19 protein-coding genes and 2 tRNA genes are annotated in these 24,688 nt (G+C 49.3%); 13 read left to right on the forward strand and 8 right to left on the reverse strand.

Going from position 1 to position 24,688, the window contains the following annotated elements; all coding sequences use genetic code 11:
• Positions 1 to 22 precede the first annotated feature (22 nt).
• Entirely contained in the window at positions 23 to 1,102 is a 1,080-nt protein-coding gene (gene lptG / locus GX147_09695) for an LPS export ABC transporter permease LptG (GenBank protein NLN60951.1), read from the reverse strand.
• A 69-nt stretch (positions 1,103 to 1,171) separates the two neighbouring features.
• Positions 1,172 to 2,305 (reverse strand): LPS export ABC transporter permease LptF, encoded by a 1,134-nt coding sequence (lptF, locus tag GX147_09700; GenBank protein ID NLN60952.1) that lies wholly within the window; start codon positions 2,303 to 2,305, stop codon positions 1,172 to 1,174.
• A gap of 218 nt (positions 2,306 to 2,523) precedes the next feature.
• On the opposite strand from lptF, the gene GX147_09705 reads away from it, so the two are divergent.
• The 9 genes from GX147_09705 to GX147_09745 all read left to right on the forward strand — a co-directional run bounded on the left by GX147_09705 (position 2,524) and on the right by GX147_09745 (position 11,975).
• Complete coding sequence (locus GX147_09705; protein ID NLN60953.1) at positions 2,524 to 3,174, forward strand: histidinol phosphate phosphatase domain-containing protein; 651 nt, start codon at positions 2,524 to 2,526, stop codon at positions 3,172 to 3,174.
• Positions 3,175 to 3,409: 235 nt separating this feature from the next.
• The gene (locus GX147_09710; GenBank protein ID NLN60954.1) at positions 3,410 to 3,994 is read left to right on the forward strand and encodes a D-sedoheptulose 7-phosphate isomerase; all 585 of its coding nucleotides are present in this window, start codon (positions 3,410 to 3,412) and stop codon (positions 3,992 to 3,994) included.
• A gap of 34 nt (positions 3,995 to 4,028) precedes the next feature.
• Positions 4,029 to 4,589 carry a nucleotide exchange factor GrpE gene (grpE, locus tag GX147_09715; protein NLN60955.1) on the forward strand — a complete coding sequence of 187 codons (561 nt, stop codon included), beginning with the start codon at positions 4,029 to 4,031 and terminating at the stop codon, positions 4,587 to 4,589.
• A 50-nt stretch (positions 4,590 to 4,639) separates the two neighbouring features.
• Positions 4,640 to 6,556 carry a molecular chaperone DnaK gene (gene dnaK, locus GX147_09720; protein ID NLN60956.1) on the forward strand — a complete coding sequence of 639 codons (1,917 nt, stop codon included), beginning with the start codon at positions 4,640 to 4,642 and terminating at the stop codon, positions 6,554 to 6,556.
• Between the two features lie 133 nt (positions 6,557 to 6,689).
• On the forward strand, positions 6,690 to 7,886 hold the full coding sequence (locus GX147_09725) for an amino acid ABC transporter substrate-binding protein (protein ID NLN60957.1): 1,197 nt from the start codon (positions 6,690 to 6,692) through the stop codon (positions 7,884 to 7,886).
• Positions 7,887 to 7,940: 54 nt separating this feature from the next.
• Positions 7,941 to 8,732, forward strand: coding sequence for a 5'/3'-nucleotidase SurE (gene surE, locus GX147_09730; GenBank protein ID NLN60958.1), 792 nt, complete (start codon positions 7,941 to 7,943; stop codon positions 8,730 to 8,732).
• 60 nt (positions 8,733 to 8,792) lie between these two features.
• Complete coding sequence (locus GX147_09735) at positions 8,793 to 9,995, forward strand: aminopeptidase P family protein (protein ID NLN60959.1); 1,203 nt, start codon at positions 8,793 to 8,795, stop codon at positions 9,993 to 9,995.
• 45 nt (positions 9,996 to 10,040) lie between these two features.
• On the forward strand, positions 10,041 to 11,693 hold the full coding sequence (locus GX147_09740) for an alpha-D-glucose phosphate-specific phosphoglucomutase (protein ID NLN60960.1): 1,653 nt from the start codon (positions 10,041 to 10,043) through the stop codon (positions 11,691 to 11,693).
• Between the two features lie 208 nt (positions 11,694 to 11,901).
• Positions 11,902 to 11,975 (forward strand) — tRNA-Gln (locus GX147_09745).
• Positions 11,976 to 12,042: 67 nt separating this feature from the next.
• Here the strand turns inward: GX147_09745 and GX147_09750 are convergent.
• On the reverse strand, positions 12,043 to 13,731 hold the full coding sequence (locus GX147_09750; protein NLN60961.1) for a glutamine--tRNA ligase/YqeY domain fusion protein: 1,689 nt from the start codon (positions 13,729 to 13,731) through the stop codon (positions 12,043 to 12,045).
• Positions 13,732 to 14,020: 289 nt separating this feature from the next.
• Here GX147_09750 and GX147_09755 point away from each other — a divergent pair, with 289 nt between their 5' ends.
• Complete coding sequence (locus GX147_09755) at positions 14,021 to 14,944, forward strand: DnaJ domain-containing protein (GenBank protein NLN60962.1); 924 nt, start codon at positions 14,021 to 14,023, stop codon at positions 14,942 to 14,944.
• A 44-nt stretch (positions 14,945 to 14,988) separates the two neighbouring features.
• On the opposite strand, the gene GX147_09760 is transcribed toward GX147_09755, so the two are convergent.
• Genes GX147_09760 through GX147_09780 form a run of 5 tightly spaced genes read right to left on the reverse strand, consistent with a single transcriptional unit; the run spans position 14,989 to position 21,703 of the window.
• Positions 14,989 to 15,705, reverse strand: a complete 717-nt coding sequence (locus GX147_09760) for a UPF0280 family protein (GenBank protein NLN60963.1) — start codon at positions 15,703 to 15,705, stop codon at positions 14,989 to 14,991.
• Positions 15,705 to 19,220, reverse strand: coding sequence for a DNA polymerase III subunit alpha (locus GX147_09765; GenBank protein ID NLN60964.1), 3,516 nt, complete (start codon positions 19,218 to 19,220; stop codon positions 15,705 to 15,707). The genes GX147_09760 and GX147_09765 overlap by 1 nt, the downstream gene beginning before the upstream one ends.
• A gap of 49 nt (positions 19,221 to 19,269) precedes the next feature.
• Entirely contained in the window at positions 19,270 to 20,715 is a 1,446-nt protein-coding gene (gene guaB / locus GX147_09770; GenBank protein NLN60965.1) for an IMP dehydrogenase, read from the reverse strand.
• A gap of 37 nt (positions 20,716 to 20,752) precedes the next feature.
• Complete coding sequence (locus tag GX147_09775; protein ID NLN60966.1) at positions 20,753 to 21,244, reverse strand: DUF1285 domain-containing protein; 492 nt, start codon at positions 21,242 to 21,244, stop codon at positions 20,753 to 20,755.
• Positions 21,245 to 21,259: 15 nt separating this feature from the next.
• A complete protein-coding gene (locus tag GX147_09780; protein ID NLN60967.1) occupies positions 21,260 to 21,703 on the reverse strand; it encodes a D-tyrosyl-tRNA(Tyr) deacylase in 444 nt (147 codons plus the stop codon).
• A gap of 225 nt (positions 21,704 to 21,928) precedes the next feature.
• Here GX147_09780 and GX147_09785 point away from each other — a divergent pair, with 225 nt between their 5' ends.
• From GX147_09785 to GX147_09795, 3 genes are all read left to right on the forward strand, one after another.
• Positions 21,929 to 23,632, forward strand: a complete 1,704-nt coding sequence (locus GX147_09785) for a hypothetical protein (GenBank protein NLN60968.1) — start codon at positions 21,929 to 21,931, stop codon at positions 23,630 to 23,632.
• A 78-nt stretch (positions 23,633 to 23,710) separates the two neighbouring features.
• Positions 23,711 to 23,787, forward strand: a tRNA-Met gene (locus GX147_09790).
• Positions 23,788 to 23,976: 189 nt separating this feature from the next.
• Positions 23,977 to 24,672, forward strand: coding sequence for a hypothetical protein (locus tag GX147_09795; protein NLN60969.1), 696 nt, complete (start codon positions 23,977 to 23,979; stop codon positions 24,670 to 24,672).
• Positions 24,673 to 24,688 lie beyond the last annotated feature (16 nt).

The following is a 24,688-nucleotide window of genomic DNA, read 5'->3' on the forward strand; positions in this document are numbered from 1 at the left end:
AGGGCTGCGGAACGAGGGTTTCTCAGGTTCTTATCCGTTGACTGAGTGACGCTGCCACGATCAGGAATATTCCATTTGCCGTCCAGGCAGCGGCTGCCGGGGGAATTGTACCGGCTCGCCCCAGTGATACGGCAAAGGCGTGGACGATCCAGTAGGAAAAACCGATAATCATGCCCAGACCGATGCTTCTGGCAATGCCACCGCTTCGTTCCGCATGGACGGAGAAAATAATGCCAATGGCCGTGAGAATCACGGTTACGAAGGCAAACGCGATTTTGGCGTGCAGATCCGCGAGATATGCCGTGACGTCGGCTCCAGCTTCAACCAGTTTATCGATGTAATTCTTCAATTCAAAAAACCCCATTTTATCAGGTGATGTTTGAACCGCCTCGAAATCAGCGGGTGTTTCCTTGACAGGCAGGACCATGCGTCCCTTCTTTTCAATGGTCGGCAGGCCCCCTGGCGAAAGGGTGATCACCTGCACGTTATGCCCTATCCAGTGGTTTTTTTCCCAAAGGGCCTTTTCCGCACTGATCTGCAGCCTCGGGCGGAAATCATCCGTCATAAAATAAAGGGAAACCCCTTCGATCATTCCTGTTTTCGAATCGTACAGATGAAAATTGTAAATACTGTCCGTTCCACGGTACCATATCTGTGATTGCTTGAAGGTACCGCGGGGTTGCTCCTTTTTTATTCCCACATACTTGATGAAGTCGGCTTTCTGATTGGCCAGAGGCGTGATCCATTCGCTGAAGAAAAAGAGGAAAAAACTGATTCCCACGGCCGATAGAAAAATCGGGGCGGAAATACGGTACAGGCTGATCCCGTTCGCTTTCATGGCCGTAATCTCACTGTTTCGGGAAAGTGTACTGAGGGTGATCAGGGTTGCGACCAGTACGGCAACAGGCAAAGTAAGAGAAACAATCATGGGAATCTGATAAAAGATAAAGGCAGCCATTTGCTGGGTGGATGCGTTGTTGTTGAGAAACATCTTCAGTCTCTCGAAAAAATCAATAATGATGAACAAGGTGATGAAGAGACTCATGACCATGAGCAGAAAAAGAAAGAATTCCCTTAAAATATAACGATCGATTATTTTCATGCCCAATGACTGTTCACTTCGTTAAAAATGGATTTTTCTCACGTAATTGCGCCGGAGCACATTGGTTTGTCATGTCCGAAAAGGGGCGTTGAATCCCGTTATGCTTTTGTCGGATGCGGATCTCACGAAAAGCCAAACCGCCGCAACAGAAAAGAGTCCTGTGGTTCCCATGGCTCCGGCCAGGGGATTCAGACGTCCCATTTCAACCAGGGCGTCGCTTCCCAACTGCATCAGGTAATAAACCAGTACGATGAAAAGTCCAATGACAAAACCGCGGGCTTTTGCTGACCGTTGCGGACGAATAGCCAGCGGAAGTCCCATGACGGCAAAAATGAGACATGAGAAAGGAATGGTAATTTTTTTATATAACTCGGTCATCAATTCAGCCAGGTTTTTTTGTTTCAAACCGCCTTTCCTTATTTCGTGAAGCAGTTCTTTAAAAGTCATCTCACGCGTATCCTTTCCCTTCCGGCTGGACAGGGCCGCGCCGATATCGAGATTGATATCGTATGTCTGGAAGATCATCTGCCGGTAACTTGCCCGGCGGAGGTCGGTGCTTGAAGAGACACCTGATTCCAGTCGCATGTTCAGGGATCGGTTATCCGGATCCGAGACCAGATAGGCTTTTCTGGCGAAGATTGTTGCGGGTTCCTGGCCCGGACGGCGATCTGAGATCATGACACCTTCCAGGTAATCTCCGCTCTGAGGGATCCGGTCTGCATAGATCAAAATCCCCTGAAAATCATCATTGAAGACTTTTTCCTGAATGCCAATGGTGGCCTTTTGTTGGGCAATAGAAAAGAGAAGGTTTTTTGTCGCCGTGTTTCCGGCAGGCATGAGGAAAAAAGACATCACCATGGTCGCCAGGAATGTCAAGGCGGAGAAAAACAGTACCGGAACGCACAACTGGAACAGGCTCACACCGGACGATCGCATCACCGTGATTTCGTTATCACTGGAAAGTCGTCCCACACCGATGAGAACCGAGATCAACAAAGAAATGGGAATCGTGTACACCAGAAGTGCCGGCATCAAAAAACCGATCAATTGAGCGATATCGGCAAAACGTATCCCCTTGTTTACCATCAGGTCCATAAGTCGCAGGGTTTTGCCCATAAGCATAACGAAGGTAAGAATCAACAGCACGAACAGGAATGGCAGAGAAATCTCTTTAAGAAGGTAGCGATAGAGTATTTTCTTCATAATCTTTTACGACCATTCACATCTTTTATGACCACCCATGAATTGAGCGAATATATGCATTAACTTCGGTTTTCACAACTATAAACTGTGGCCGTCAACGAACGATCGTCGAATGATCGTCAGGAACGGTTTGCAAAAACCGGAAAAATATGCAAAAGGAATGGAAAATCCTTACGTCCCGTCGAAGGGTGGCGGAAGGGATTTGTTTGGAGATGAAAATGATAGACCTCCACACACATACGATTTTCAGCGATGGGGAGTTGGTTCCATCGGAACTGGTGCGCAGAGCCGCCGATCGAGGCTACCGGGCTATCGCCATGACGGACCACGCTGATCTTTCGAATCTTGATTTCATTGTGCCGCGCATGGTCAAAATCTGCGGCAGCTTGACTGCCATCGGCATGATAAAAGTCATTCCAGGCATAGAGTTGACCCATGTGCCGCCGGTGCATATCAAGGAATTGGCCAGAGAAGCCCGGTCTCTTGGTGCGCAAATCATTGTCGTTCACGGGGAAACCATTGTGGAACCAGTTGAAGAAGGGACCAATTTGGCGGCGGTCACTTCCGATATAGACATTCTGGCCCACCCGGGTCTCGTGACGGAGGAAGTTGCCGTGTCGGCCGCAAAAAAGGGTATCTGTTTCGAAGTATCCGCCCGGAAAGGGCATAGCCTCTCCAACGGTCATGTCGTAAAATACGCCAGAAAATACAACGTACCCCTCGTCCTGAACAGCGATTCCCATTCACCAAACGATTTGCTTACACCGGCCTTTGCACGCCTCGTAGCAGCCGGGGCGGGACTTGCTGCCAATGAAATCGAAAACATGTATCGAAACGCGGAAAAACTTGTCCGGAGAAGATCTCTCTAAGTTCATTCAGGATGAATTTCCAGCAGCCCCCCAATAATCACTGAATTTGCCTTTAGATTTTCCGGCCGCAGGATCTGCACCCAGGGCCTCTCCTCTCGTCCTCCAATTCATCTGAAAAACATCAATTTCTGAAGGAATTATCCCGGACAGAGCCTTGACAGGGTATGGGGTGATAACTATATTACCCACGCGTTTGGCGCTCCGGTGTCTCAATAAAGGGAAAGCAGGAATGACCATGGAAGATCTGATCGTAAAGATATTCAAAGAAAGCTCTCACGCTAAAGATATGTTTATCAATGAAAATCTGTCCCGTCTGGTCAATATCGTTGAAGTGATCAAAAAATGCCTGGAAAACGGTAATAAGATTCTTATTTTTGGTAATGGTGGCAGCTCATCAGATTCACAGCACCTCGCCGCGGAATTCGTGAACCGTTTCAGGATCGAGCGACCGCCCTTGCCGGCCATTTCGCTGGCGGCAGATACGGCTGTGATCACCAGTATCGCTAACGACTATGATTTTTCCGAGGTCTTCAGCAAACAGATCCGGGCGGTGGGACAACAGGGTGACGTGGCGTGGGGGTTGAGCACGAGTGGCAAGTCGCCCAATGTATTGAAGGCCTTGGAAACCGCCAGGAAGAACAGCTTGGTCACGATCGGTTTTACAGGGGCGGACGGGGGGGAAATGGCCAGAGTATGTGATTACATCCTCAATGTTCCATCGTCCAACACGGCGCGCATTCAGGAGGTACTCATGACGGCGGGACATGTAATCTGTGAAATGGTGGATTTCAAACTTTTTCAAAGACCGGAGGTGGGTTGAAGGACAAGTTTTATATAAAGAAAGCGGTGAATAAATGACAAAGAAACTCAAAAAAGACAACGCACGGGATCATGTCGAAATTAGTGAAGACGCGGAAGAGAGGGTGAAGTCTGACTCTATATTGGCTGGTGACGAAAATTTGGAGAGCCTCATTGTCGAGAAAGAAAAAATGGCGGCGGAAAGCCATGAAAAATACCTGCGAGCACGGGCTGATCTTGAAAACTACAAGAAAAGAGCGGCAAAAGACAAGCAGGACACCATAAAATATGGCAATGAAAAACTGATCAGAGATCTGTTACCTCTGATTGACGGAATGGACCGGGCTCTGGGCTGTTCGGAAAATTCAACTGATTTTGAAGCCTTTCGGGAGGGACTCCAGCTTCTTCAGGAGCAGTTGTGCTGCTGCCTGGAAAAGTACGGCGTTGAAACGATCGATGCGGCAGGGAAACCGTTTGACCCGAACATTCATGAAGCGCTTATGCAGGTGGAGAGTTCTGAGCATGAAGCCAATCAAGTCGTAACCCAGATGGAAAAAGGATATCTTCTTAATGGAAGATTAATCAGGCCGGCGAAAGTCTGTGTCTGCAAAAAATAAGTTAGGAATACATACAATCATTGAGAGATCATTTAAGGAGGGACATGGGGATGGCAAAAATAATCGGTATTGATCTGGGAACAACAAATTCGTGTGTCGCCGTCATGGAGAGCGGCGATCCCGTCGTGATAGCCAATCAGGAGGGCACTCGAACTACGCCGTCCACAGTGGCCTTCACTGACAGTGGAGAGAGGCTTGCGGGGCAGGTTGCTAAACGTCAGGCCGTAACCAATTCGGAAAATACGGTTTACGCCATCAAAAGGATGATCGGCAGAAAGTACACCTCAAAAGAGGTTCAGCATGATATCCCCATTACACCCTATAAGATTACGGAAGCTCCCAACGGTGATGCCCAGGTAACGGTACGGGGACGAAACTACAGCCCGGCGGAAATTTCATCCATGATATTGACGAAGATGAGACAGACCGCTGAAGACTATCTGGGAGAGAAGGTGCAGGATGTCGTGGTGACGGTGCCCGCCTACTTCAACGATTCCCAGCGCCAGGCGACCAAGGATGCCGGCAAGATTGCGGGACTCAACGTATTGAGAATCATCAATGAACCGACGGCGGCGGCCCTTGCTTACGGACTGGACAAGAAAAAGGACGAAAAAATAGCCGTTTTTGACCTGGGAGGCGGTACCTTCGATATTTCAATTCTGGAAATAGGGGACGGGGTTTTTGAGGTCAAGTCCACCAACGGGGATACGCATCTTGGTGGAGAGGATTTTGACCAGGTTTTGATCGAATACCTGGCAACGGAATTCAAGAAGGATCAGGGAATTGATATACGTGGTGATAAAATGGCTCTCCAAAGGTTGAAGGAGGCGGCCGAAAAGGCAAAGATGGAATTATCCACGGCAATGGAAACGGATATCAATCTGCCGTTCATCACGGCGGATGCGTCGGGTCCCAAGCATATGAACATCAAGCTGACCCGGGCAAAACTCGAGGCGTTGGTGGAAAATCTGATAGGGAAACTCGAGCCGCCCTGTCAGACTGCCCTCAAGGACGCAAACCTGACGCCGAAAGACATCGACGAAGTGATCCTTGTCGGCGGGATGACGAGAATGCCCCGAGTACAGCAGAAAGTGAAAGAAATCTTCGGAAAGGAACCGAATAAAGGCGTGAATCCGGATGAAGTCGTCGCGATCGGTGCGGCGATTCAGGGAGGGGTACTGAAAGGTGATGTGAAAGATGTCCTCCTGTTGGATGTCACCCCCCTTTCTCTGGGCATTGAAACCTTGGGCGGCGTCATGACGAAGCTGATTGAAAAGAACACCTCGATTCCGACCAGAAAGAGTCAGGTCTTCTCAACGGCGGCGGACAATCAGCCAGCAGTCAGTATCCATGTCCTCCAGGGTGAGCGGTCCATGGCTCAGGACAACCGCACCCTCGGGCGATTTGAACTTGTCGGCATTCCTCCGGCTCCACGCGGAATGCCCCAAATTGAAGTGACCTTTGATATTGATGCAAACGGAATTGTCCACGTTTCTGCAAAGGATCTCGGTACGGGGAAGGAACAAAGCATCAAAATCACCGCTTCGAGCGGCCTGAATGAGACGGAAATCGACAAGCTCGTGAAGGAAGCGGAGGCTCATGCCGAAGAAGACAAGAAACGTAAAGAATTAATCGAAGCGAGGAACCAAGCGGATTCTTTCCTTTATGGTGTCGAAAAGAATGTCAAGGAATATGGCGATAAAATTGATTCAACAGAAAAGGCAAAAATAGAAGACGCCATCGCCAAACTCAAAAAGGCGATTGAAGGCGAAGATCTGCAGTCAATTCAGTCGGCCCAGGAGGAATTGACGAATGCCTCCCACAAATTGGCCGAGGCCATGTACGCCAAAACGGCCCAACAGGAAGGAGACGTCGGTCAGGGGAGCGGGACTACGGACGGCGCTCAGCATGAAGGCGGCCGCAAGGAGGACGATGTCGTCGACGCCGACTTTGAAGATGTGAAGTAAAAGAGGAAATAAGGATGAAAATGCCCGGAAATCATGTTATCGGTTTCCGGGTATTTTCTTTTTGTTGAATGATCGTAAGGATTTCATACAACGAACCAGAGCCGCAAGGCAATTAAATGACGGACCTTGATAAGTGATTCACGCAAAATCCCCCTTAATTATCCTGGCTTTGTTCACATTGTTATTATCGCCGTGTGTTCAGGCGGAAGTTTTATCCATTAATGATCCGGAGAAAAATGAAAAGGGATTCTCTTTTGGGGCGATCCTCCCTCTCAGCGGATTCTATGAAGATTACGGCGACCGGATTCTGAAAAGCCTGATCCTCGCCGGTGGTTTTTTCATGCCTCATCGGGAAACCTTTGCAGAACTCCATATAGAAGACTCGCAGATGCAGCCGGAAAAAGCACGACAGAGGTTCGAAAGATTAAAGGCCCCGGAGGATTTGCTTGCGGTAATTGGTCCCCTTTCAAGCGAGGAAGCCCTGGAATTGGGTGAACTTTCCGGTCGAAAGGGCATTCCCCTGTTGACATTAACGAAAAACGAAGATGTCACGGGTTTGAGTTCCTATTGTTTCAGCGCCGTCCCCAGCTCAAAACGGCAGTTGCGCCACCTTGCCCACCATGTATTGAATGAAAGGAACATAAACCGGATAGCCATTCTCTATCCCGACGTTCCGTTCGGTCAAGACGCGGCGCACTTTTTTCGGGTAGAAATAAAAAACAGGGGGGGGAGGATCACCCACTTCATCTCATACGAGGGACAATCAACTGATTTTTCGAAAGAAATCATGTTGCTTCTCCGAGACCCGGACGATTCTGCTCACTCGGGCGGTGATATGGGACAGGCGAATCAGCGAACCGCATTTGATGGACTGTTCATTCCGGATACGGCAGCCCGTGCAGCCCAAATTGTATCGCAGTTTTCCTTTTATAATACGCAGGGTTTTCAGTTGTTTGGCGGCAGCGGCTTGAATGATCCGGATACGATCAGAAAACATCGAGATCTTTTTGCGGGTGCGGTTTTTGTTGACGGCTATTTCTCCTGTGGCACCCATGCAAAAACGGAGGCGTTTGCCGACGGGTATTATGCGGCATACGCGAGGGAACCTGATTCATTGGATGCCTACGCCTATGATGCCATGATGCTGGTCATGAAAGCCCTGAAGGATGGCATGACAAGCAGCAGGCCGCTGAGAGATATTCTGGCGGAGACGAGAGCTTATCCGGGTGTTCGTGGTTTAATCACGGCGAGTCCAAGCCGTCTTATGGACAGCGAGCCTTTTCTGATTACGGTTGTCGAAGGGGAGGGGGTCCGTATGGGCCGTCCGTGACATCGGAAATCCTCGATTCTGTCCGATATATTACCTTAAGGAGCTGAAAATATACTGAAACGACGATATCTATTAACGAACGATGACGGGATCTACGCCAAGGGGCTGATTACCCTGCACCATGAATTGTCCAAAGACGCCGACTGCCTGGTGGTTGCGCCGGAGGTGGAGCAAAGCGCCGTTGGACACGCCATTACGCTCTTTCGCCCCATCATGGTAAGGCGAGCGAGAAAAAACGGCAGTGAAATAGGCTACGCCGTCAAGGGGACCCCTGCTGATTGTGTCAAACTCGGGATACGGGAACTCTCGGACAGGCCCATTGACCTTGTCGTTTCCGGCATCAATGTGGGCGCCAATGTAGGGGTTAATGTGATTTATTCGGGCACCGTATCCGCTGCAACGGAGGGGATCATCATGGGGGTCCCGGCCATGGCCATATCACTCGATGTCAGGAAAGACGGAGATTTCGAAACAGCCGGCCGGTTCGCCAGAAAACTCGCCTATTTGCTGGTGGAAAAAAATCTTTTTTCTGGAATGGCCGTTAATGTCAATGTGCCCGCCTTGCCGGAAAAAGAGATAAAGGGTGTTGTAATCGCCAAACAGGGGAAGGCCCGTTTCGTGGAAAATTTTGAAAAGAGGGTCGATCCGCGAGAAAACACCTATTACTGGCTGGCTGGCGATACACGCATCTCAGAGTATGAAGATGAGGATTCAGATGCTTCCGCCTTAAGTCGGGGGATGATTACCATCACCCCCATTTTCCACGATTTGACTTGTCATAAGGTGATCAGTGAAATGCGTGAATCGCGGGCGGCGCAGGAATTATTTTCCGATCTATTGAAGTAGGGATCCCGGCAGACTCCGATTCATGCAAATTTGTAAAACCAAAGAGACCACGGCACCATTATGTACGGAAAATTAAATCAATGCGAGTTGACGCCACGGAGAGATATTGAAGATCGTATCAGGCGCCTTCAAATTGAAATGGTCCGCCAGGGTATTTCTTTCTCCATCATTCTTCACAATGTGGGCCTTTTTTATTTAACCGGAAGCATCCAGCGTGGCGTTTTATTTCTTCCGGCTGAGGGCTCTCCCATCTACATGGTTGAAAAAAACGTGGAGCGGGCGTCCATCGAAACGCCACTGAACATCATCCCTTTACAAAAAAAACAGGATCTCAGGGATATACTGCGTAACAGGATCAACCAACGAAGCATAGGCGGAATGGAGCTGGATGTTCTCCCCGTACTGGTTTTTGAAAAATGGAAGAATCTGCTGGAATTGGAGAATATAGTCGACATATCTCCGTCGATCAAAAAATTGAGATCCCTGAAAAGTCCTTTTGAAATCGATCAGATCCGTCGCTCCGGTCAGATCGTTTCCCGTGTTTTCGCCAAGGCGGGGGAGATCATTCAGGCCAACGATACAGAGGTGGGTGTTGCCGCTGCCCTGGAAGCGGAAGGAAGAATGTTCGGGCACCAGGGATTTCTCCGCATGCGCGGTTTCAATCAGGAAATGATGAACATTTACGTTACCCATGGCTATTCCGGAACCATTTTTTCAGGCTGTGACGTGCCGATTTCGGGTTTCGGCACAACCCATGCCGTTGCCCAGGGTCCATCGATTCAGAATCTCCAGCAAGACACGCCCATTCTCGTCGATTATGGAGGCGCCTATAACGGCTACGTTACGGACGAAACACGTGTTTTTGTCGTTGGAAGCCTGAAGGATCTCTTCAGAAAAGCTTTTGAGGCGGCAAGGGATATGATCGACGATGTGGCGGCGTTCGGCAGGGTAGGGGTGGACACGGTGGAGATTTACGAGCGCGCCCTCGAACTCGCCCGGCAGGCCCATCTTGAAGAGCATTTTATGGGATACGGAAGGGGGAAGGTCCGCTTCATCGGCCACGGCCTGGGACTGGAAATCAACGAATGGCCTATCATCACGGCGGCCCACCATACGGTATTGGAAGAGGGGATGGTCTTTGCCTATGAACCGAAGTTTATCTTTCCGGGGGAAGGGGCGATCGGTATAGAAGCCGATTTCATTGTCAGGAAGGATGGCCTGGAGCGGGTGACGGATTTCCCTTTGGATATTCATTATCTGTAAAAAACGCCCCGGACATCATGAAATTATGGACAAAAAGGAGTATTCATGAACCCTCACAAACTGGCGGGAAAACCGGTACCGAGAGATTTCCTGACCAATATCCCGCGCCTCATTACCGCTTATTACACCCAAAAACCGGATCCTCTCGAACCGGCCCAAAGGGTTTCATTCGGTACCTCGGGTCATCGGGGCTCCTCTTTCAAAAACAGCTTTAACGAGATGCACATCCTTGCCATCAGCCAGGCAATCTGCAATTATCGAAAATCAAAAAATATAGATGGGCCGTTCTTCATGGGGATGGATACCCATGCCCTGTCCGAGCCGGCAATGGCAACGGCAATCGAGGTCTTTATTGCCAACGGCGTGGAATGCATCATCCAGCAGGGTCTCCGTTACACGCCCACACCGGTTATCTCCCATGCGATCCTGACTTACAACGGGAAGAGAGGATCCGGCTTTGCGGACGGGATCGTCATCACACCCTCTCACAATCCACCGGAAGATGGCGGTTTCAAGTACAACCCCCCTCACGGGGGACCCGCCGACACCGGCACGACGGATCTCATAGAAAAAATGGCCAATGATTTCATGGAGGAGGACTGTGTTCATGTACGCAGGATCCCCCTGGAAAAGGCCATCAAATCCAAACGGTTTCATGAATACGACTATATAAATCCCTACGTTCGAGATCTTGCCAATGTCATCGATCTGGATGTGATTGCCCGGGCGGGGTTGAAGATCGGTATCGACCCCCTGGGGGGTGCGGCCATGGATTTCTGGGATCCCATTGCCGATCGTTACGGGATTGCCCTGGAGGTGGTCAACCGGATCATCGACCCGACATTTTCTTTCATGACCCTGGATAAGGATGGAAAAATCCGCATGGACTGTTCTTCCGCCTTTGCGATGCAAAACCTGATAAAGATGAAAGATCACTTTGATATTGCCTGTGGAAACGATACCGACGCGGACCGCCATGGCATCGTCACGCGCGGGGGAGGGCTCATGAATGCGAACCACTATCTCGTCGTGGCCGTCCACTATCTCTTTCAGAACAGACCGGGCTGGAACAGCGAAGCGACTGTGGGTAAAACTCTCGTCTCGACATCCATGATTGACCGCATTGCCGCGGATCTGGGGCGTCGTCTCTGGGAGGTGCCGGTTGGCTTCAAATGGTTTGTCGGAGGTTTGCTTGATGGAACCTGCGGATTCGGTGGAGAGGAGAGCGCGGGGGCTTCCTTCCTGAGAAAAAACGGGACCGTCTGGACAACGGATAAGGATGGCATCATCATGAACCTGTTGGCCTGCGAAATCATGGCCCGGACGGAAAAGGATCCGGCCATGATTTATCAGAACCTGATTGAACGGTTCGGGCGTCCCTCTTATAACCGGATGGATGTACCGGCTACCCCCGCACAGAAGGAAATCATAGGGAACCTTTCGCCGGATAAAATCGAAGCCAGGGAAATGGCGGGAGAAAAGATCACTGCAATCCTGACAAAAGCGTCAGGGAATGATGCTGATATCGGTGGGTTGAAAGTTATTTCTCCAAATGGCTGGTTTGCCGTGCGCCCCTCGGGAACGGAGGATATCTATAAAATTTACGCGGAAAGTTTTCTGGACGCAAAGCATCGTGAGTTGATTGAAGAGGAAGCGGTTGCCATCTTGAACAATGCTTTCAGGAATACGGGGGGCTGAATATTTCCGTTGATTCGTCCAATGAAAACGCACAGAGCCACTCAATACAGGCACGTTCCCTGCGGGGTGCAGGGTGGGTCTTTTTCGGGTTTATCCTGCGGCGCCGTTAATGCAGGATGGCCCATTTTTTTGTTGCATAAGGCCATGCCTCGTGGTATGAGGGAACTCCTTTCCAAGAAGGTCGCCGAATAGACCTTATGCGCGTTCCTGGGGGATCGTTCAATGGTAGGACAACGGACTCTGACTCCGTGAATAGGGGTTCGAATCCCTTTCCCCCAGCCAATATAGAAAAGGATTGGATTCGTATGGATCCAATCCTTTTTCCTATTTATAAGGGGTTGAATCCAATTTATTTTTTTATCTGGTTTCTGGCCCAGGAATCCCGAAGGGTCACGGCTCTGTTAAAGACCGTGGTTTTGGGCGACGAATCAACGGGATCCACAATAAAATAGCCCAACCGCTCGAATTGAAAATGCCGTCCCGCCTGAACATCCCGCAGACTGGGTTCTACGATGGCCGTGGTGATGGTTTCCAGTGAATGCGGGTTCAGGAAGTCTTTGAGTTCCCCTTCTTCCGCCATAGGATCGGGGACGCGGAAGAGGCGGTCATACAGCCTCACTTCGCAGGGAATCCCATGACGTGCCGATACCCAATGGATCGTCGCATTGACCTTACGGCCGTCCGGGGCAAAACCGCTTCTTGTTTCGGGATCATAGGTACAGTGAATGGCCTCGACTGCGCCTGTGTCCGGGTTTTTCTCAATACTGACGCACTTGATGTAATAACCGTAACGCAGCCGCACTTCCTTCCCCACGCTCAACCGGAAGAATTTTTTGGGCGGGTTCTCCATGAAATCATCCTGTTCGATATAGAGGACCCGGCTGAAGGGGACCTTTCTTGAACCCATTTCCCCGTGTTTCGGATGGAAGGGACAATCGAAATCTTCCGTCTTTTCTTCAGGATAGTTGTCGATTACAACACGTAGGGGACGCAGGACAGCCATGACACGGGGGGCCCTTTCATTCAGGTCCTCGCGGACGCAGTTTTCCAGGAGGGCGACATCAATCATGCTGTTGTTTTTCGCGACCCCGATCCGTTCGCAAAAATCGCGTATGGCGGCGGGGCTGAATCCCCGCCTACGCATCCCGGACAGGGTCGGCATTCTGGGGTCATCCCAACCTGAGACCAATTCCCCTCCAACCAGTTCTATCAGTTTTCTTTTGCTCAAGACCGTATAGGTCAGGTTTAAACGGGCAAACTCGATTTGTCTCGGACGATCTCCTTTCACGACCTGATCAAGAAACCAGTCGTAAAGGGGTCTGTTATTCTCAAACTCAAGGGTACAAATGGAATGGGTGATATTTTCAATGTAGTCGGAAAGACAATGGGCAAAATCGTACATGGGATAGATGCACCACCTGCTTCCGGTTCGGTAATGCTCTTCCTTTTTAATCCGATACATGACAGGATCGCGCATGGTCATGTTTTTTGCCGCCATGTCGATTTTAGCACGTAAAACGTGGTCCCCTTCCTCGAATTCCCCGGCCCTCATCTTTTCAAACAAAGCCAGGTTTTCTTCCACTGACCGGTTCCTGTAAGGGCTTTCCTTGCCGGGTTCCGTCAGGGTACCCCGATATTGGCGCATTTCTTCCGTGGTTAAATCACATATATATGCTTTGCCGTCCTTTATCATCTGAACTGCATAGTTGTATAATTTGTCATAATAATCCGATGCAAAATAGAGACGATCCTCCCAATCGAACCCCAGCCATTTCACATCCGTCATGATGGACTCGACGTACTCCATGTCTTCACCGGCCGGATCGGTATCGTCCATCCTCAGGTTGCAGGTTCCCCCGTATTGCCTTGCAATGCCGAAGTTCAGGCAGACAGATTTCGCATGGCCGATATGGGGATATCCATTGGGTTCCGGTGGAAAGCGTGTGGTCACTCTCCTCTGATTTTTTCCAAGTTCCAGATCCTTATCGATAATATCCCGGATGAAGTCGGAAGGGTAGGTTGGTTGATTCTGTTCCATGTGGCGCGTCCTTTCTTGTAATCGGTCATAACCTGAGAGAATATGTACATCATCATGATCATTTTGACAATTGTTAATGTTTTATCGAAACCCCTTGCCAATTTGAAAAATAATTAATATGTTACTTCAGATATAGGCTTTTATTTATCTGTTATTACATTGTTTTTCGCTATCTTGATATGCGTGTCCATTACCGATCATATTGACAATTTCCCTTTTGTTGTTAAGTATGTAAAGCAATCATGTGAGCTCTGATTCGAACATCTATTTTCATGACAGGGTGAGGGGAATGGCTGAAGATTATTACAAAATTCTGGGAATAGGCAAGGCTTCCACGGCTGATGAAATCAAGAAGGCCTACAGAAAACTGGCCTTGAAATTCCATCCCGACAAAAATCCCGGCAACAAAGACGCCGAGGAAAAGTTCAAGAAAATTAATGAAGCCTACGCGGTTTTGAGCGACGCGGAAAAGAGAAAGGAATACGATCAATTCGGATCGGCGGATTCCTTTAAGCAACGATTTTCACAAGAAGACATTTTCCGCGGCTTCGACCTGAACGAAATCTTGAAGGATCTCGGTTTCGGATTCGGCGGTGCCAGCCAGCGGCGACAGGACTTTTCTCAGGGACAAACCGATCCGTTCGCAAGTTTTTTCGGAGGCGGCCAGAGACGTTATGCTCGGGCCCCTCAGAAGGGGGAGGATCTTTACTATAATATATCAATCAGCCTTGAGGAATCGGTTTTCGGGGCGGAGAAAAAGATTGCCCTCCACAAGCAGGACCACGTTGCGGAGATAAATGTAAAAATTCCCAAGGGAATCAACGCCGGCAAAAAGCTGAGACTTGCCGGGAAAGGCGGCCCCGGGGTTGCCGGTGGCCCGCCTGGGGACCTGTTCCTTGAAATCAATATACTTCCACACCCCATCTTCGCCCGCGACGGCAATGACATACACATCCTGAAGTCCATCAACTATTCTCAGGCCGTCCTGGGAACGTCAATTGATATCCCCACGGTGGATGGATCGGTCAAGAGGGTTAAAGTTCCTTCAGGGACGCAGAGCAACACCAAAATTCGCCTGAAAGGGCTGGGCGTACCCGCCACAAAAAATTCCCCTGCAGGTGACCAGTATGTAAAAATCACGATCGATGTCCCCAGGAAGCTGAATGATCGACAAAGAAAAATAATGAAGGAATTGTCAGAGACGGGTTTGTAAAATAAATATATGTCTCATAAGATATATTATGTAAACTAATGAGTTCAAGCCAACTCAATATCGCCAATGAGCCCCATTTTATCTTTTATGATGATCAGAATGCCCCGAACCCCCTCGACCCTCATTCCCCATTCGAGGGCCTTTCGAATGTCCTTTTCGTCCTTCACGCGGTTGCAGACGGCTGTGGCCGCCGCATCGGCTAAGGCAGTCGAATCCGACACGACACACACCGCATCGGCTCTACCGAAGCTCAGGGAATGGCCGATCGATCCTGAAGATGTGCAGACCCCCGTCGGGATGGAACGCGATCGAATTTTCAAGACAATTTTCTCACTCAACGGAGACGCCCCCGCAAACACCGCCACATGGGCGTCCTCGGTCGTTTTAATGAAATCATCACCGCCATTTTCGACAATGACGTTTTCGCTGAATGCAAGGAGGTCCGTTCCGACAAAATGCGACATGGCGCCGGCAACAGAGGCCATGGGACCGACACCGGCCTCTTTTGACTGAAAAATCATCTCTTTGACGATGGGAGGAGCGAATGGGTCGTCCGGAAAGGGTGCCAGGGTGTTGCGAAATGCCGGATTAATTTTAATATAATTCTCTATGTTAATTCGATATTTAATGATTATATCTAAAGCAACACTGTATAAATTGCTGTCGGTGCCCACATATAAATCTGTTTCAGCGACACAGGGGTTGTAAAATTCCAGCCTGCCCGCTCTGATCCTGTTCCGATATGTCCTGGGTTCAACCATTAATTAACATAATTAACGTAAGCGCCGGATATCATACTGTTTATGCTATCTTTAAGCTCCTGGCAAATCCGGTATCTCGCACCGAGGGAGATCACCGTGTCGGACTTGTGGTTCAGTATATGAAGGAGAACTTCGTTTGATCCCGGATAGGCAAAAAGAATCTCTTTCAGTAAATGGACATCGCGGTCGGTATGCATTTCCTGACGAAAATATATATGAATGTCCGTTTCTTTCGTGTAACCCTTTAAATATTCATCCAGGTCGCTAATTTCATTGGCTATCACCTTGGTTTCATCATCCTGCGGATCCGCATAACCTCTGATCATCAAGGGTTTATCGCCGTGCAGCAAACTGTAGGATTTCATGTAGACATCGGAAAAACAGATGGCCGTGTACATGCCGCGCATATCCTCCATTTGGACGTATGCCATCGTTTCTTTCTTTTTGGTCTTCATTTCTTTGATGTTGACGACGGTCCCGCAGATATGAAGGTCTCTTTTATCCTTGATGGCGCCCAGATCGGATGAGAACAGCACATGACTATGGGCCGACAATTTCTCGATATATTTGGCCAGGGGATGCCCCGTAACATAAAAGCCCAGGGTCTCTTTCTCGTAGGCGAGCAAGATCTGCTGGTCCGCCTCCGTTTGACCGTTTTTTGAACCGGAAAGGGGGGCTGGGGCCGTCTGGTTCTGAGATTCCGCCCCTTCATGAGAGGAGGAACCGTTTCCGAGCGAATCGAACAGGCTGATCTGCCCGTTCGAGAGGTCCCTGTTTCTTTTTTGCGATTGACTGAGAATGTCTTCGTACGATGACAGGAGGTGAACCCGATCCCCTTCGATTGAATCGAAGCCCCCGCATTTGATAAGGCTTTCAATGACCCGTTTGTTGACCTTGCGTGTATCGATGTGAAAACAGAAATCCTCGAAGGATTTGAATCCCCCCTGGGCGGTCCTCGCCTCGATGATTGACTCGATGGCCCCCTCCCCTACATTCTTGACCGCGGCCAGGCCAAATCGGATACTATTTTCCTTTGCTCTGAATATTTTACGGGATTGATTGAAATCGGGGGGAAGGACATCGATGCCCATTTCCTTGCAACTGTTGATATATTTTATGATCTTATCCCGATTGTCCTTTTCACTTGTGAGCAGGGCGGCCATGAAATAGGCTGGATAATGGGCTTTTAAATAGGCCGTCTGATAGGAAATCATGGCATATGCGGTGCTGTGGGATTTGTTGAACCCATATGCGGCAAAGGTTTCCATTTTTTCCCAAATCTTCTGTGCCTTCGCTTTCGTGATGTTTTTTTCGGTGGCCCCGGCAAGAAAATTCGGTTTTTCCTTCTCCATATCAGCGACCTGCTTCTTGCCCATCACCTTGCGCAGGGTATCGGCCTCGGACATGGTATAGCCGCCGATGGATACGGCAATCTGTATGACCTGTTCCTGATATAATAGGACCCCGTATGTTTCTCCCAGGATGGATTTTAGTTGCGGTAATTCGTAGGTTATTCTCGTTTTTCCCTGTTTCCTGGATATGAAATCAGGCACCATGTTCATGGGACCTGGGCGATACAGGGCAATGGACGCGCTGATATCCTCGATGCAATCAGGCTTTATATTCACCAGGATATCCTTCATCCCATCACTTTCCAGTTGGAAGATCCCGTCGGCATCTCCCCTGCCGAGCAACTGATAGGCCAGCGGATCGTCGAGCGGCAGGGCGTTCAGATCAATATCGACGTCATGGTCTTCTTTGATTGCCTGGATCACATTGTTGATGACCGTCAGGGTTTTCAATCCCAGGAAATCGAATTTTGTAAGCCCGATTTTCTCCAGGTCATTCATCGGAAACTGGGTAACGATGTCCTGGTCCTCCTTGGGATTTTTATAGAGAGGCACCCTCTCCACCAGAGGAACGTCGGAAACGACCACACCGGCCGCGTGCGTCGAAGCGTGTCTGTTCAGGCCCTCCAGCTCCCTGGCCAGGTCGATTAGCCGTTTGATCTCGGGAGACCGGTTCATTTCATCGGTCAGGCGTGGTTCGGATTTTAAAGCGGTATCGAGTGTCATGTTGACGGCTTCGGGAATCAGCTTGGCAACCCGGTCCACTTCCCCGTAAGGCATGCCGATCACCCTGCCGACATCCCGAATAACGGCCCTCGCCTGCATTTTTCCAAAGGTAATGATCTGGGCCACTTTATCGGCCCCATATTTATTCTTTACATAGCGAATGATATCGTCCCGCCCCTCCGGACAGAAATCGATATCGATATCGGGCATGGTGATCCGGTCCGGATTCAGAAACCTCTCAAAGAAGAGACCGTACTTGATGGGATCGATGTTCGTGATTCCCAGAGAGTAAGCGACAAGGCTGCCCGCGGCAGAGCCCCTTCCCGGTCCGACGGCAATATTATTTTCCTTTGCGTAACGGACGAAGTCCCAGACAATCAAAAAATATCCGGCAAATCCCATGTTCCTGATGATGCCCATTTCATGGGACAGTCGTTCCAGATAGCGGGAGCGCAACGCCTTGTGGTCCAACTCGTCTTGGTTCTGCAAAATGTACGGAAATAGCTTTTCAAGTCCCTTTTCCGCTTCTCGGGTCAGTACTTCATCAAGTCTGTCTGTTGAACCCTTGAGTTCAAATTTGGGTAAATAGATCTTGCCGAATTCGAGGTCGAGATTGCAGCGTTCCGCTATGAGAAGCGTATTCTCTATGGCCTCCGGCAGATCCTTGAAGATTTGCGACATTTCCCGGGGAGATTTCAGGTAAAACTGATCCGTACTGAATTTCATCCGGTCCGTATCGTTGATTGTCTTTCCGGTTTGAATGCAGAGGAGGATCTCATGAGCTTCCGCTGATTCTCTGGTAAGGTAGTGGCAATCGTTGGTGGCAACAAGGCCAATACCCAGCTTTCGGGCGATATCGATCAACTGATGATTGACCAGGTTCTGTTCCGGCAAGCCGTTTTCCATAATTTCGATGAAAAAATTGTCGGGCCCGAAGATTTTCAGATAGTCTCTTGCCGCCTCTTCGGCTTCCTCTCTTCTTTCCTTCAGCAGTTTGCTCGATATTTCGCCTTGCAAACAGGCACTCATGGCGATCAGCCCTTCATGGTTCCGCAGCAGGACATCTTTGTCGATTCTGGGGCGATAGTAAAATCCCTCCAGGTACCCAATGCTCGTCAGCTTCATCAGATTCTGATAACCCGTCATATCCTTCGCCAGCACAACCAGATGGTTGGCGTTGTCGCCGATGTATCCGGCGGTTTTATCGAACCGGCTCTTGGGGGCAATATAAAGTTCACACCCGATGATGGGTTTTATGCCGTTTTTTTTCGCCTGCTGGTAAAAGTCGATCGCGCCGTACATGTTGCCATGATCGGTCATTGCGACGGCAGGCATAGCGAATTCTTTCGCTTTGGTGATCAGATCACTGATACGAATTGCGCCGTCCAGAAGGCTGTATTGTGTATGAACGTGCAGATGAACAAAGGAATTCTGAAGCATGTTTAACAACCCATATTAAAAACACCCGCGTAAAAATGCATGGATGGAGCTAATCCATCCAGTAATTGGGGGCCTCTTTCGTGATGATGACATCATGTACGTGACTTTCTCTCAATCCGGCTGATGTAATTCTGATAAATTTCGCCTTGGTTCTCAGCTCTTGGATATTTTGACATCCCACATATCCCATACCCGCCTTCAGGCCGCCAATGAGCTGGAAAATGCTGGCGGACAACGAACCCCTGAATGGCACCCTCCCCTCGATCCCTTCGGGAACCAGTTTGATTGTGCTTTCAATATCGTCATGATAGTATCGATCCACGCTTCCGAGCTTCATGGCCTCCAAGGACCCCATACCTCTGTAGACTTTGTAGCTGCGTCCCTGGTAGAGGATCGTCTCTCCCGGGCTTTCTTCCGTACCGGCAAAAAGGCTGCCGATCATGACCGTATGCGCGCCTGCCGCTAAAGCCTTCACAATATCTCCGGAGTATTTGATCCCGCCGTCGGCGATGACGGGAATCCCATATTTCGACGCGATTTTACAGACATCGGTTATGGCTGTGATCTGGGGAACGCCGACCCCCGCAATGATCCGGGTCGTACAAATGGACCCGGGCCCCACACCGACCTTGACGGCATCGACACCGGCGTCGATCAACGCCTTTGCCCCTTCCGCTGTGGCGACATTTCCGGCGATCAGTTCACACCGGGGAAAATTCCTTTTGGTGTCCCGGATCGCATCCAGAACGACGGAGGAATGGCCGTGGGAGGTATCGATCACAATGGCATCGGCTTCGGCGTCAAGGAGAGCGGCCACCCTCTCCTCACGATCGACGATGCCGACTGCGGCACCGACACGTAATCTTCCGTGCGTATCTTTACAGGCCAGGGGGAATTTCTTGATTTTTTCTATGTCCTTGATGGTTATGAGGCCCTTCAGATTGAAGTCTTCATCCACAACGGGCAGTTTTTCAATCCGGTGTTTATGCAAAAGCCGCTTGGATTCCTCCAGGGAAATATTTGCCGACACCGTAACGAGGTTCTCTTTCGTCATCACATCGGCTACGGGTTGCTCCAGGTTGGTTTCAAATCGCAGATCCCTGTTGGTTAAAATACCCACCAGCTTTTTTTTGCTGACAACGGGCACACCGGATATCCGGTAGCGGTTCATGAGGTCCAGGGCCTCACTGACTTTCTGGTTTGGTTCAATTGTGATCGGCGAAATAATCATTCCACTCTCGGACTTTTTGACTTTGTCCACCTCCAGGACCTGTCTTTCAATGCTCATATTCCGATGGATGATGCCGATTCCCCCTTCCTGGGCCGTGCAGATCGCCGTCCTCGATTCGGTCACCGTGTCCATGGCGGCACTGACAATGGGAATATTCAGGGGAATGTTGTTCGTCAAACAGGTGGATGTATCCACATCCTTGGGTAATACCGAAGACTCACTGGGTACGAGGAGTACATCGTCAAATGTCAAGGCTTCTCTCATCTTTTCTTCCAACGTTTCTAACCTCCGTGTGATTGATTTATTGAGAGTTGTTTCCTTCGATGAAGCATCGCTTGCCGTTTATATTCAGAAAATACTTTTCAACCTGATCATCGTATTGAACATCGCTGATCATCTGGTAGTAACTTTTTCTGGAAAACCGAGCCCTGAATGAATTCTTCTTTATTCGGCAATACAAAACATTCTCTTCGGAAATAGTCAATGTGTCGGGCTCCAACACTTCTGAAGAACCATCGGACAGGCTGAGGTGAATCACTTCTTCCTGCGAAGTGTCCGCCCGCACCCGTTCTACGGATTTCACGACGAATGCCGTATCCTCCACGTCGATTTCGCATCGGTCATGTTCGGATACTTCAAGGTAATAACTGCCTCCAGGCGTCTTTTTCAAGTACCCGTACAGATACTGGACAATATCCGCACGGAGCATTTCCGCACCGCGGTAATACCAGACGCCGTCTTTATCGATTTTGATGTCGCAGATCTCTTTTATCCGCTTTTTTATGTTTTCCAAGGGGCTGCACCAGAGTCAGGTCCGACTGTTGATGGATAAGGTCACGGGTCCGTTATTGACCAAACGCACTTTCATCATCGTCTGAAATTCTCCTGACAAAATCCGGTCATAAAGCCCCCTCCCCCGGCTCAGGAAGTATTCGTAGAGATGCTTTGCCCGTTCGGGATCCTCCGCATCGGTAAACGAGGGTCTTCTCCCCTTTCTGCAATCGGCAAGTAACGTAAATTGGGATACCACGAGCAGGCCTCCACCAAGATCCTTTACGGAAAGATTCATTTTCCCCTGACGATCTTCAAAGATCCGCAAATTGAGAATCTTTTCCAGAAGATAATCGGCATCCTTTTCGGAATCGCCCTTTTTCACCCCCAAAAATACCAGCAATCCTACTTGAATGGCGCTGTGCAGGCGATCATCGATGTAAACCGACGCCTCATCCACGCGTTGTACCAAGGCAACCATGTTCCAGTTTACGCTCCCTTAACTTTTTCAAGCGAAAAGACGTCCCATTCCTGATTTGAAAGAAGGGGAAAACCCATCCTTTTCATATCACAATATCGTCTCCAGGACATCCACTCATTTCTTTTTCTCATCCATTTTTCCGGGGACAGACACATAAAGAAGGGCTTGAATCGTCATTGTGAAAGTGTTAAGAGAGCACAAGTCATCGAAAAAACATAGGAGAATATGATGAAAAAATATTTTAAAATATTTTTTATCCTGACGATTATTTCCATTTTGATACAACCTGCAAATCCTTCGGCGAAGGATAAATTTGTGATCGCGGTCCTCCCGTTTTCAACACACAGCGCGGAAAACATCGAGTACATCCGCCATGGTATCTGGGACATGTTGTCTTCCAGGATATCCTATCATGACAAGATGAGGGTTGTTGAAAAGGAGGTTCTCTCGACTCTTGTGCAAGACAACAAGGATCTCTCCTCATCTGAAATTTATGAAATCGGAAACAAGGTACAAGCCGATTTTGTCGTATCGGGAAGCCTCACAAAAATCGGAAGCGCCCTCAGTGTGGACGGAAAACTGTTCGATATGACCGCCTCCGATAAACCTGCCTTGTCCATATACTACCAGTGTCAGTCCTTTGACGAGGTCATTCCGAAAATCAATGAGTTCGCCAAGCAAATTGACCACCATGTACTGGGCTTTACCGAGGACGTTTCCTCGCAGCCGGTTTTAAAACAACCCTCCGCCGTGAGTTCGGGTTACGGTTCAGGAGGGGCCACCCGGGAATCGCAGATCATCAAGAGCATGAGAACATCCCCTCAGGGCACCCTGACTTCGGCCATCAACACGGACTTTATCAACGCACAGCGTCCCCTCGACCGGGAAGGCTTCTGGATGAGTCCGAAAATTCCGACCCAGATCAAAGGGATGGATATCGGTGATGTCAACAACGACGGTCTGAATGAAATCGTCCTGATCGATAATCACAATGTGATGATCTATCAAAAACGGGGTCGCGATTTGGTTCTCCTGAAGAAAATCGAAGGCAAACCCTACGACCAATACCTTTCCGTCGATGTGGCGGACATCAACGAAAACGGTGTACCCGAAATTATCGTGACACGGCTTCGCCGCAATTATCTGACTTCTTTTGTCCTTGAATTCAAAAAGGATAAATATGAAATGATTGCGTCAAAACTGGGCTATTTCATGCGGGTGATCGAAATGCCGGATGGAACCCCCCTTTTGATGGCACAGCCTCTGGGTATGACTGAACCGTTCTCGTCGCCGATTTATGAAATGACCTGGAAAAGCGGGAAGTATCAAACAGGAAAGAGGATGCAGATTCCTGAAGGCCTCTCCGTATACAGCGTTAACATCGTCAATTTTACGGACAGCGGTTCCGACAAGGTCCTTGCCATTGACGAAGGGGATTACATTTCCATGTATGCCAAAACGGAGAAGGCCCTGAGCAAGGTCAACGCTTTCGGGGGGAGCCCGGAGTACCTGTACAGAAGCGACGAAATATTCGGCGGCACGAACAACGTCTTCGACCTCACGGACAGGCAGGTTTCGGATAATGTGGTCAAGAAGTTTTATTATGTGAACCTGAGGACTTTCGCCTACGATACAAACAAGGACGGCAAGAAGGAATTGATTATCGTCAAGAACCTCTCCTCATCGGGCCGATACTTCGCCAATGTCAGGCTTTTTACCGCCGCTGAAATCTATAATCTTGAGTGGGATGGTCTGGGGTTCATAGAGAACTGGCGAACACGAAAAATTAACGGCTACGTTTGTGACTATCAATTCAAGGACGTGGACAATGACGGGGACAAAGAGATCGTCCTCGCCCTGGTTATGTCATCGGGGGTGAGTCTTCAGAAGACAAGCGTAATCGTTGCCTATGACCTGGTTGCAGAATAGGGGTTGACATCGCATTGAAAAACAGATAAGAAGCAAAACCGCTACAGGAAAGGCTTACGGGATTTCAGAAGTACATATGGCGGTGTAGCTCAGCTGGTTAGAGCATACGGCTCATATCCGTAGTGTCCGGGGTTCAATTCCCTGCACCGCCACCAGCATACAAGCTTGACTCTAGGGTCAAGCTTTTTATTTTTCAAAGCATGATCATGAACGAGACCCAGACATCTTTCATCGAAAGGTTAACCCAATCCCTGCAAAATCCGCATATCGACTTCCATGAAAAATATCTTTTGATCCGGAATCAACAAGGAAAGGAAACAAAATACTTGTCTGCGGGAGTTTGCATGCCCATCTTCTCTGAAGCGGATCGGTTTTATTTTCAACTGATCAAAAGATCCGCAAAGGTCTCACAGCCCGGCGACTTGAGTTTTCCCGGCGGAATGCTCAATCCCATACAGGACTATCCGCTCAGATACATGATCACGTCCGGTATCATCCCGGTCATCCGCCGCAACAGGTTCCTCGCCGTGAAGCAATATCCCCCTCACAACATGCGGGCCATGACGTTGTTTCTTGCCAACGCCCTCCGTGAAGCCTGGGAAGAGGTCGGCATGAATCCTTACCACCTTGTATATCTGGGATCATTGCCGACTTATACTTTAAAAACCTTCCATCGCGTCATCTTCCCCTCGGTCTGTTTCGTGACCGGTCAACAGGCCCGGTATCGGTTAAATGAAGAGGTGGACCGTATTGTGAACCTTCCCCTGACGATATGTTTTGATGAATACAACTATTTTCAACTGATCATCGAAATGCCGGCGGGCTCGCCTGAACCTGTCGAAAAATTCCCCTGTCTGTTGTTCAAGGACGAAAGCGGCTATGAGCATATTCTTTGGGGGGCGACTTTTGCCCTCGTCATGGGGCTTCTGGAAGTTGTTTATGATTTTCACATTCCGGCAATTCCCGATGAAAAATCGATCAAAAAAACCCTCCTGCCGAATTACTGTGAAAAACTGACAAAGTTGGTGAGTTGGCATTGATGAAAAGGGCAGGCAT

Source organism: Deltaproteobacteria bacterium (assembly GCA_012522415.1).
Lineage (GTDB): Bacteria > Desulfobacterota > Syntrophia > Syntrophales > JAAYKM01 > JAAYKM01.

Excerpts from the sequence above, each read along its gene's own strand:
- lptG (NLN60951.1), bottom strand. The coding sequence starts at position 1,102 with ATGAAAATAATCGATCGTTATATTTTAAGGGAATTCTTTCTTTTTCTG.
- lptF (NLN60952.1), bottom strand. The coding sequence starts at position 2,305 with ATGAAGAAAATACTCTATCGCTACCTTCTTAAAGAGATTTCTCTGCCA.
- GX147_09705 (NLN60953.1), top strand. The coding sequence starts at position 2,524 with ATGATAGACCTCCACACACATACGATTTTCAGCGATGGGGAGTTGGTT.
- GX147_09710 (NLN60954.1), top strand. The coding sequence starts at position 3,410 with ATGGAAGATCTGATCGTAAAGATATTCAAAGAAAGCTCTCACGCTAAA.
- grpE (NLN60955.1), top strand. The coding sequence starts at position 4,029 with ATGACAAAGAAACTCAAAAAAGACAACGCACGGGATCATGTCGAAATT.
- dnaK (NLN60956.1), top strand. The coding sequence starts at position 4,640 with ATGGCAAAAATAATCGGTATTGATCTGGGAACAACAAATTCGTGTGTC.
- GX147_09735 (NLN60959.1), top strand. The coding sequence starts at position 8,793 with ATGTACGGAAAATTAAATCAATGCGAGTTGACGCCACGGAGAGATATT.
- GX147_09740 (NLN60960.1), top strand. The coding sequence starts at position 10,041 with ATGAACCCTCACAAACTGGCGGGAAAACCGGTACCGAGAGATTTCCTG.
- GX147_09750 (NLN60961.1), bottom strand. The coding sequence starts at position 13,731 with ATGGAACAGAATCAACCAACCTACCCTTCCGACTTCATCCGGGATATT.
- GX147_09755 (NLN60962.1), top strand. The coding sequence starts at position 14,021 with ATGGCTGAAGATTATTACAAAATTCTGGGAATAGGCAAGGCTTCCACG.
- GX147_09760 (NLN60963.1), bottom strand. The coding sequence starts at position 15,705 with ATGGTTGAACCCAGGACATATCGGAACAGGATCAGAGCGGGCAGGCTG.
- GX147_09765 (NLN60964.1), bottom strand. The coding sequence starts at position 19,220 with ATGCTTCAGAATTCCTTTGTTCATCTGCACGTTCATACACAATACAGC.
- guaB (NLN60965.1), bottom strand. The coding sequence starts at position 20,715 with ATGAGAGAAGCCTTGACATTTGACGATGTACTCCTCGTACCCAGTGAG.
- GX147_09780 (NLN60967.1), bottom strand. The coding sequence starts at position 21,703 with ATGGTTGCCTTGGTACAACGCGTGGATGAGGCGTCGGTTTACATCGAT.
- GX147_09785 (NLN60968.1), top strand. The coding sequence starts at position 21,929 with ATGATGAAAAAATATTTTAAAATATTTTTTATCCTGACGATTATTTCC.
- GX147_09795 (NLN60969.1), top strand. The coding sequence starts at position 23,977 with ATGCCCATCTTCTCTGAAGCGGATCGGTTTTATTTTCAACTGATCAAA.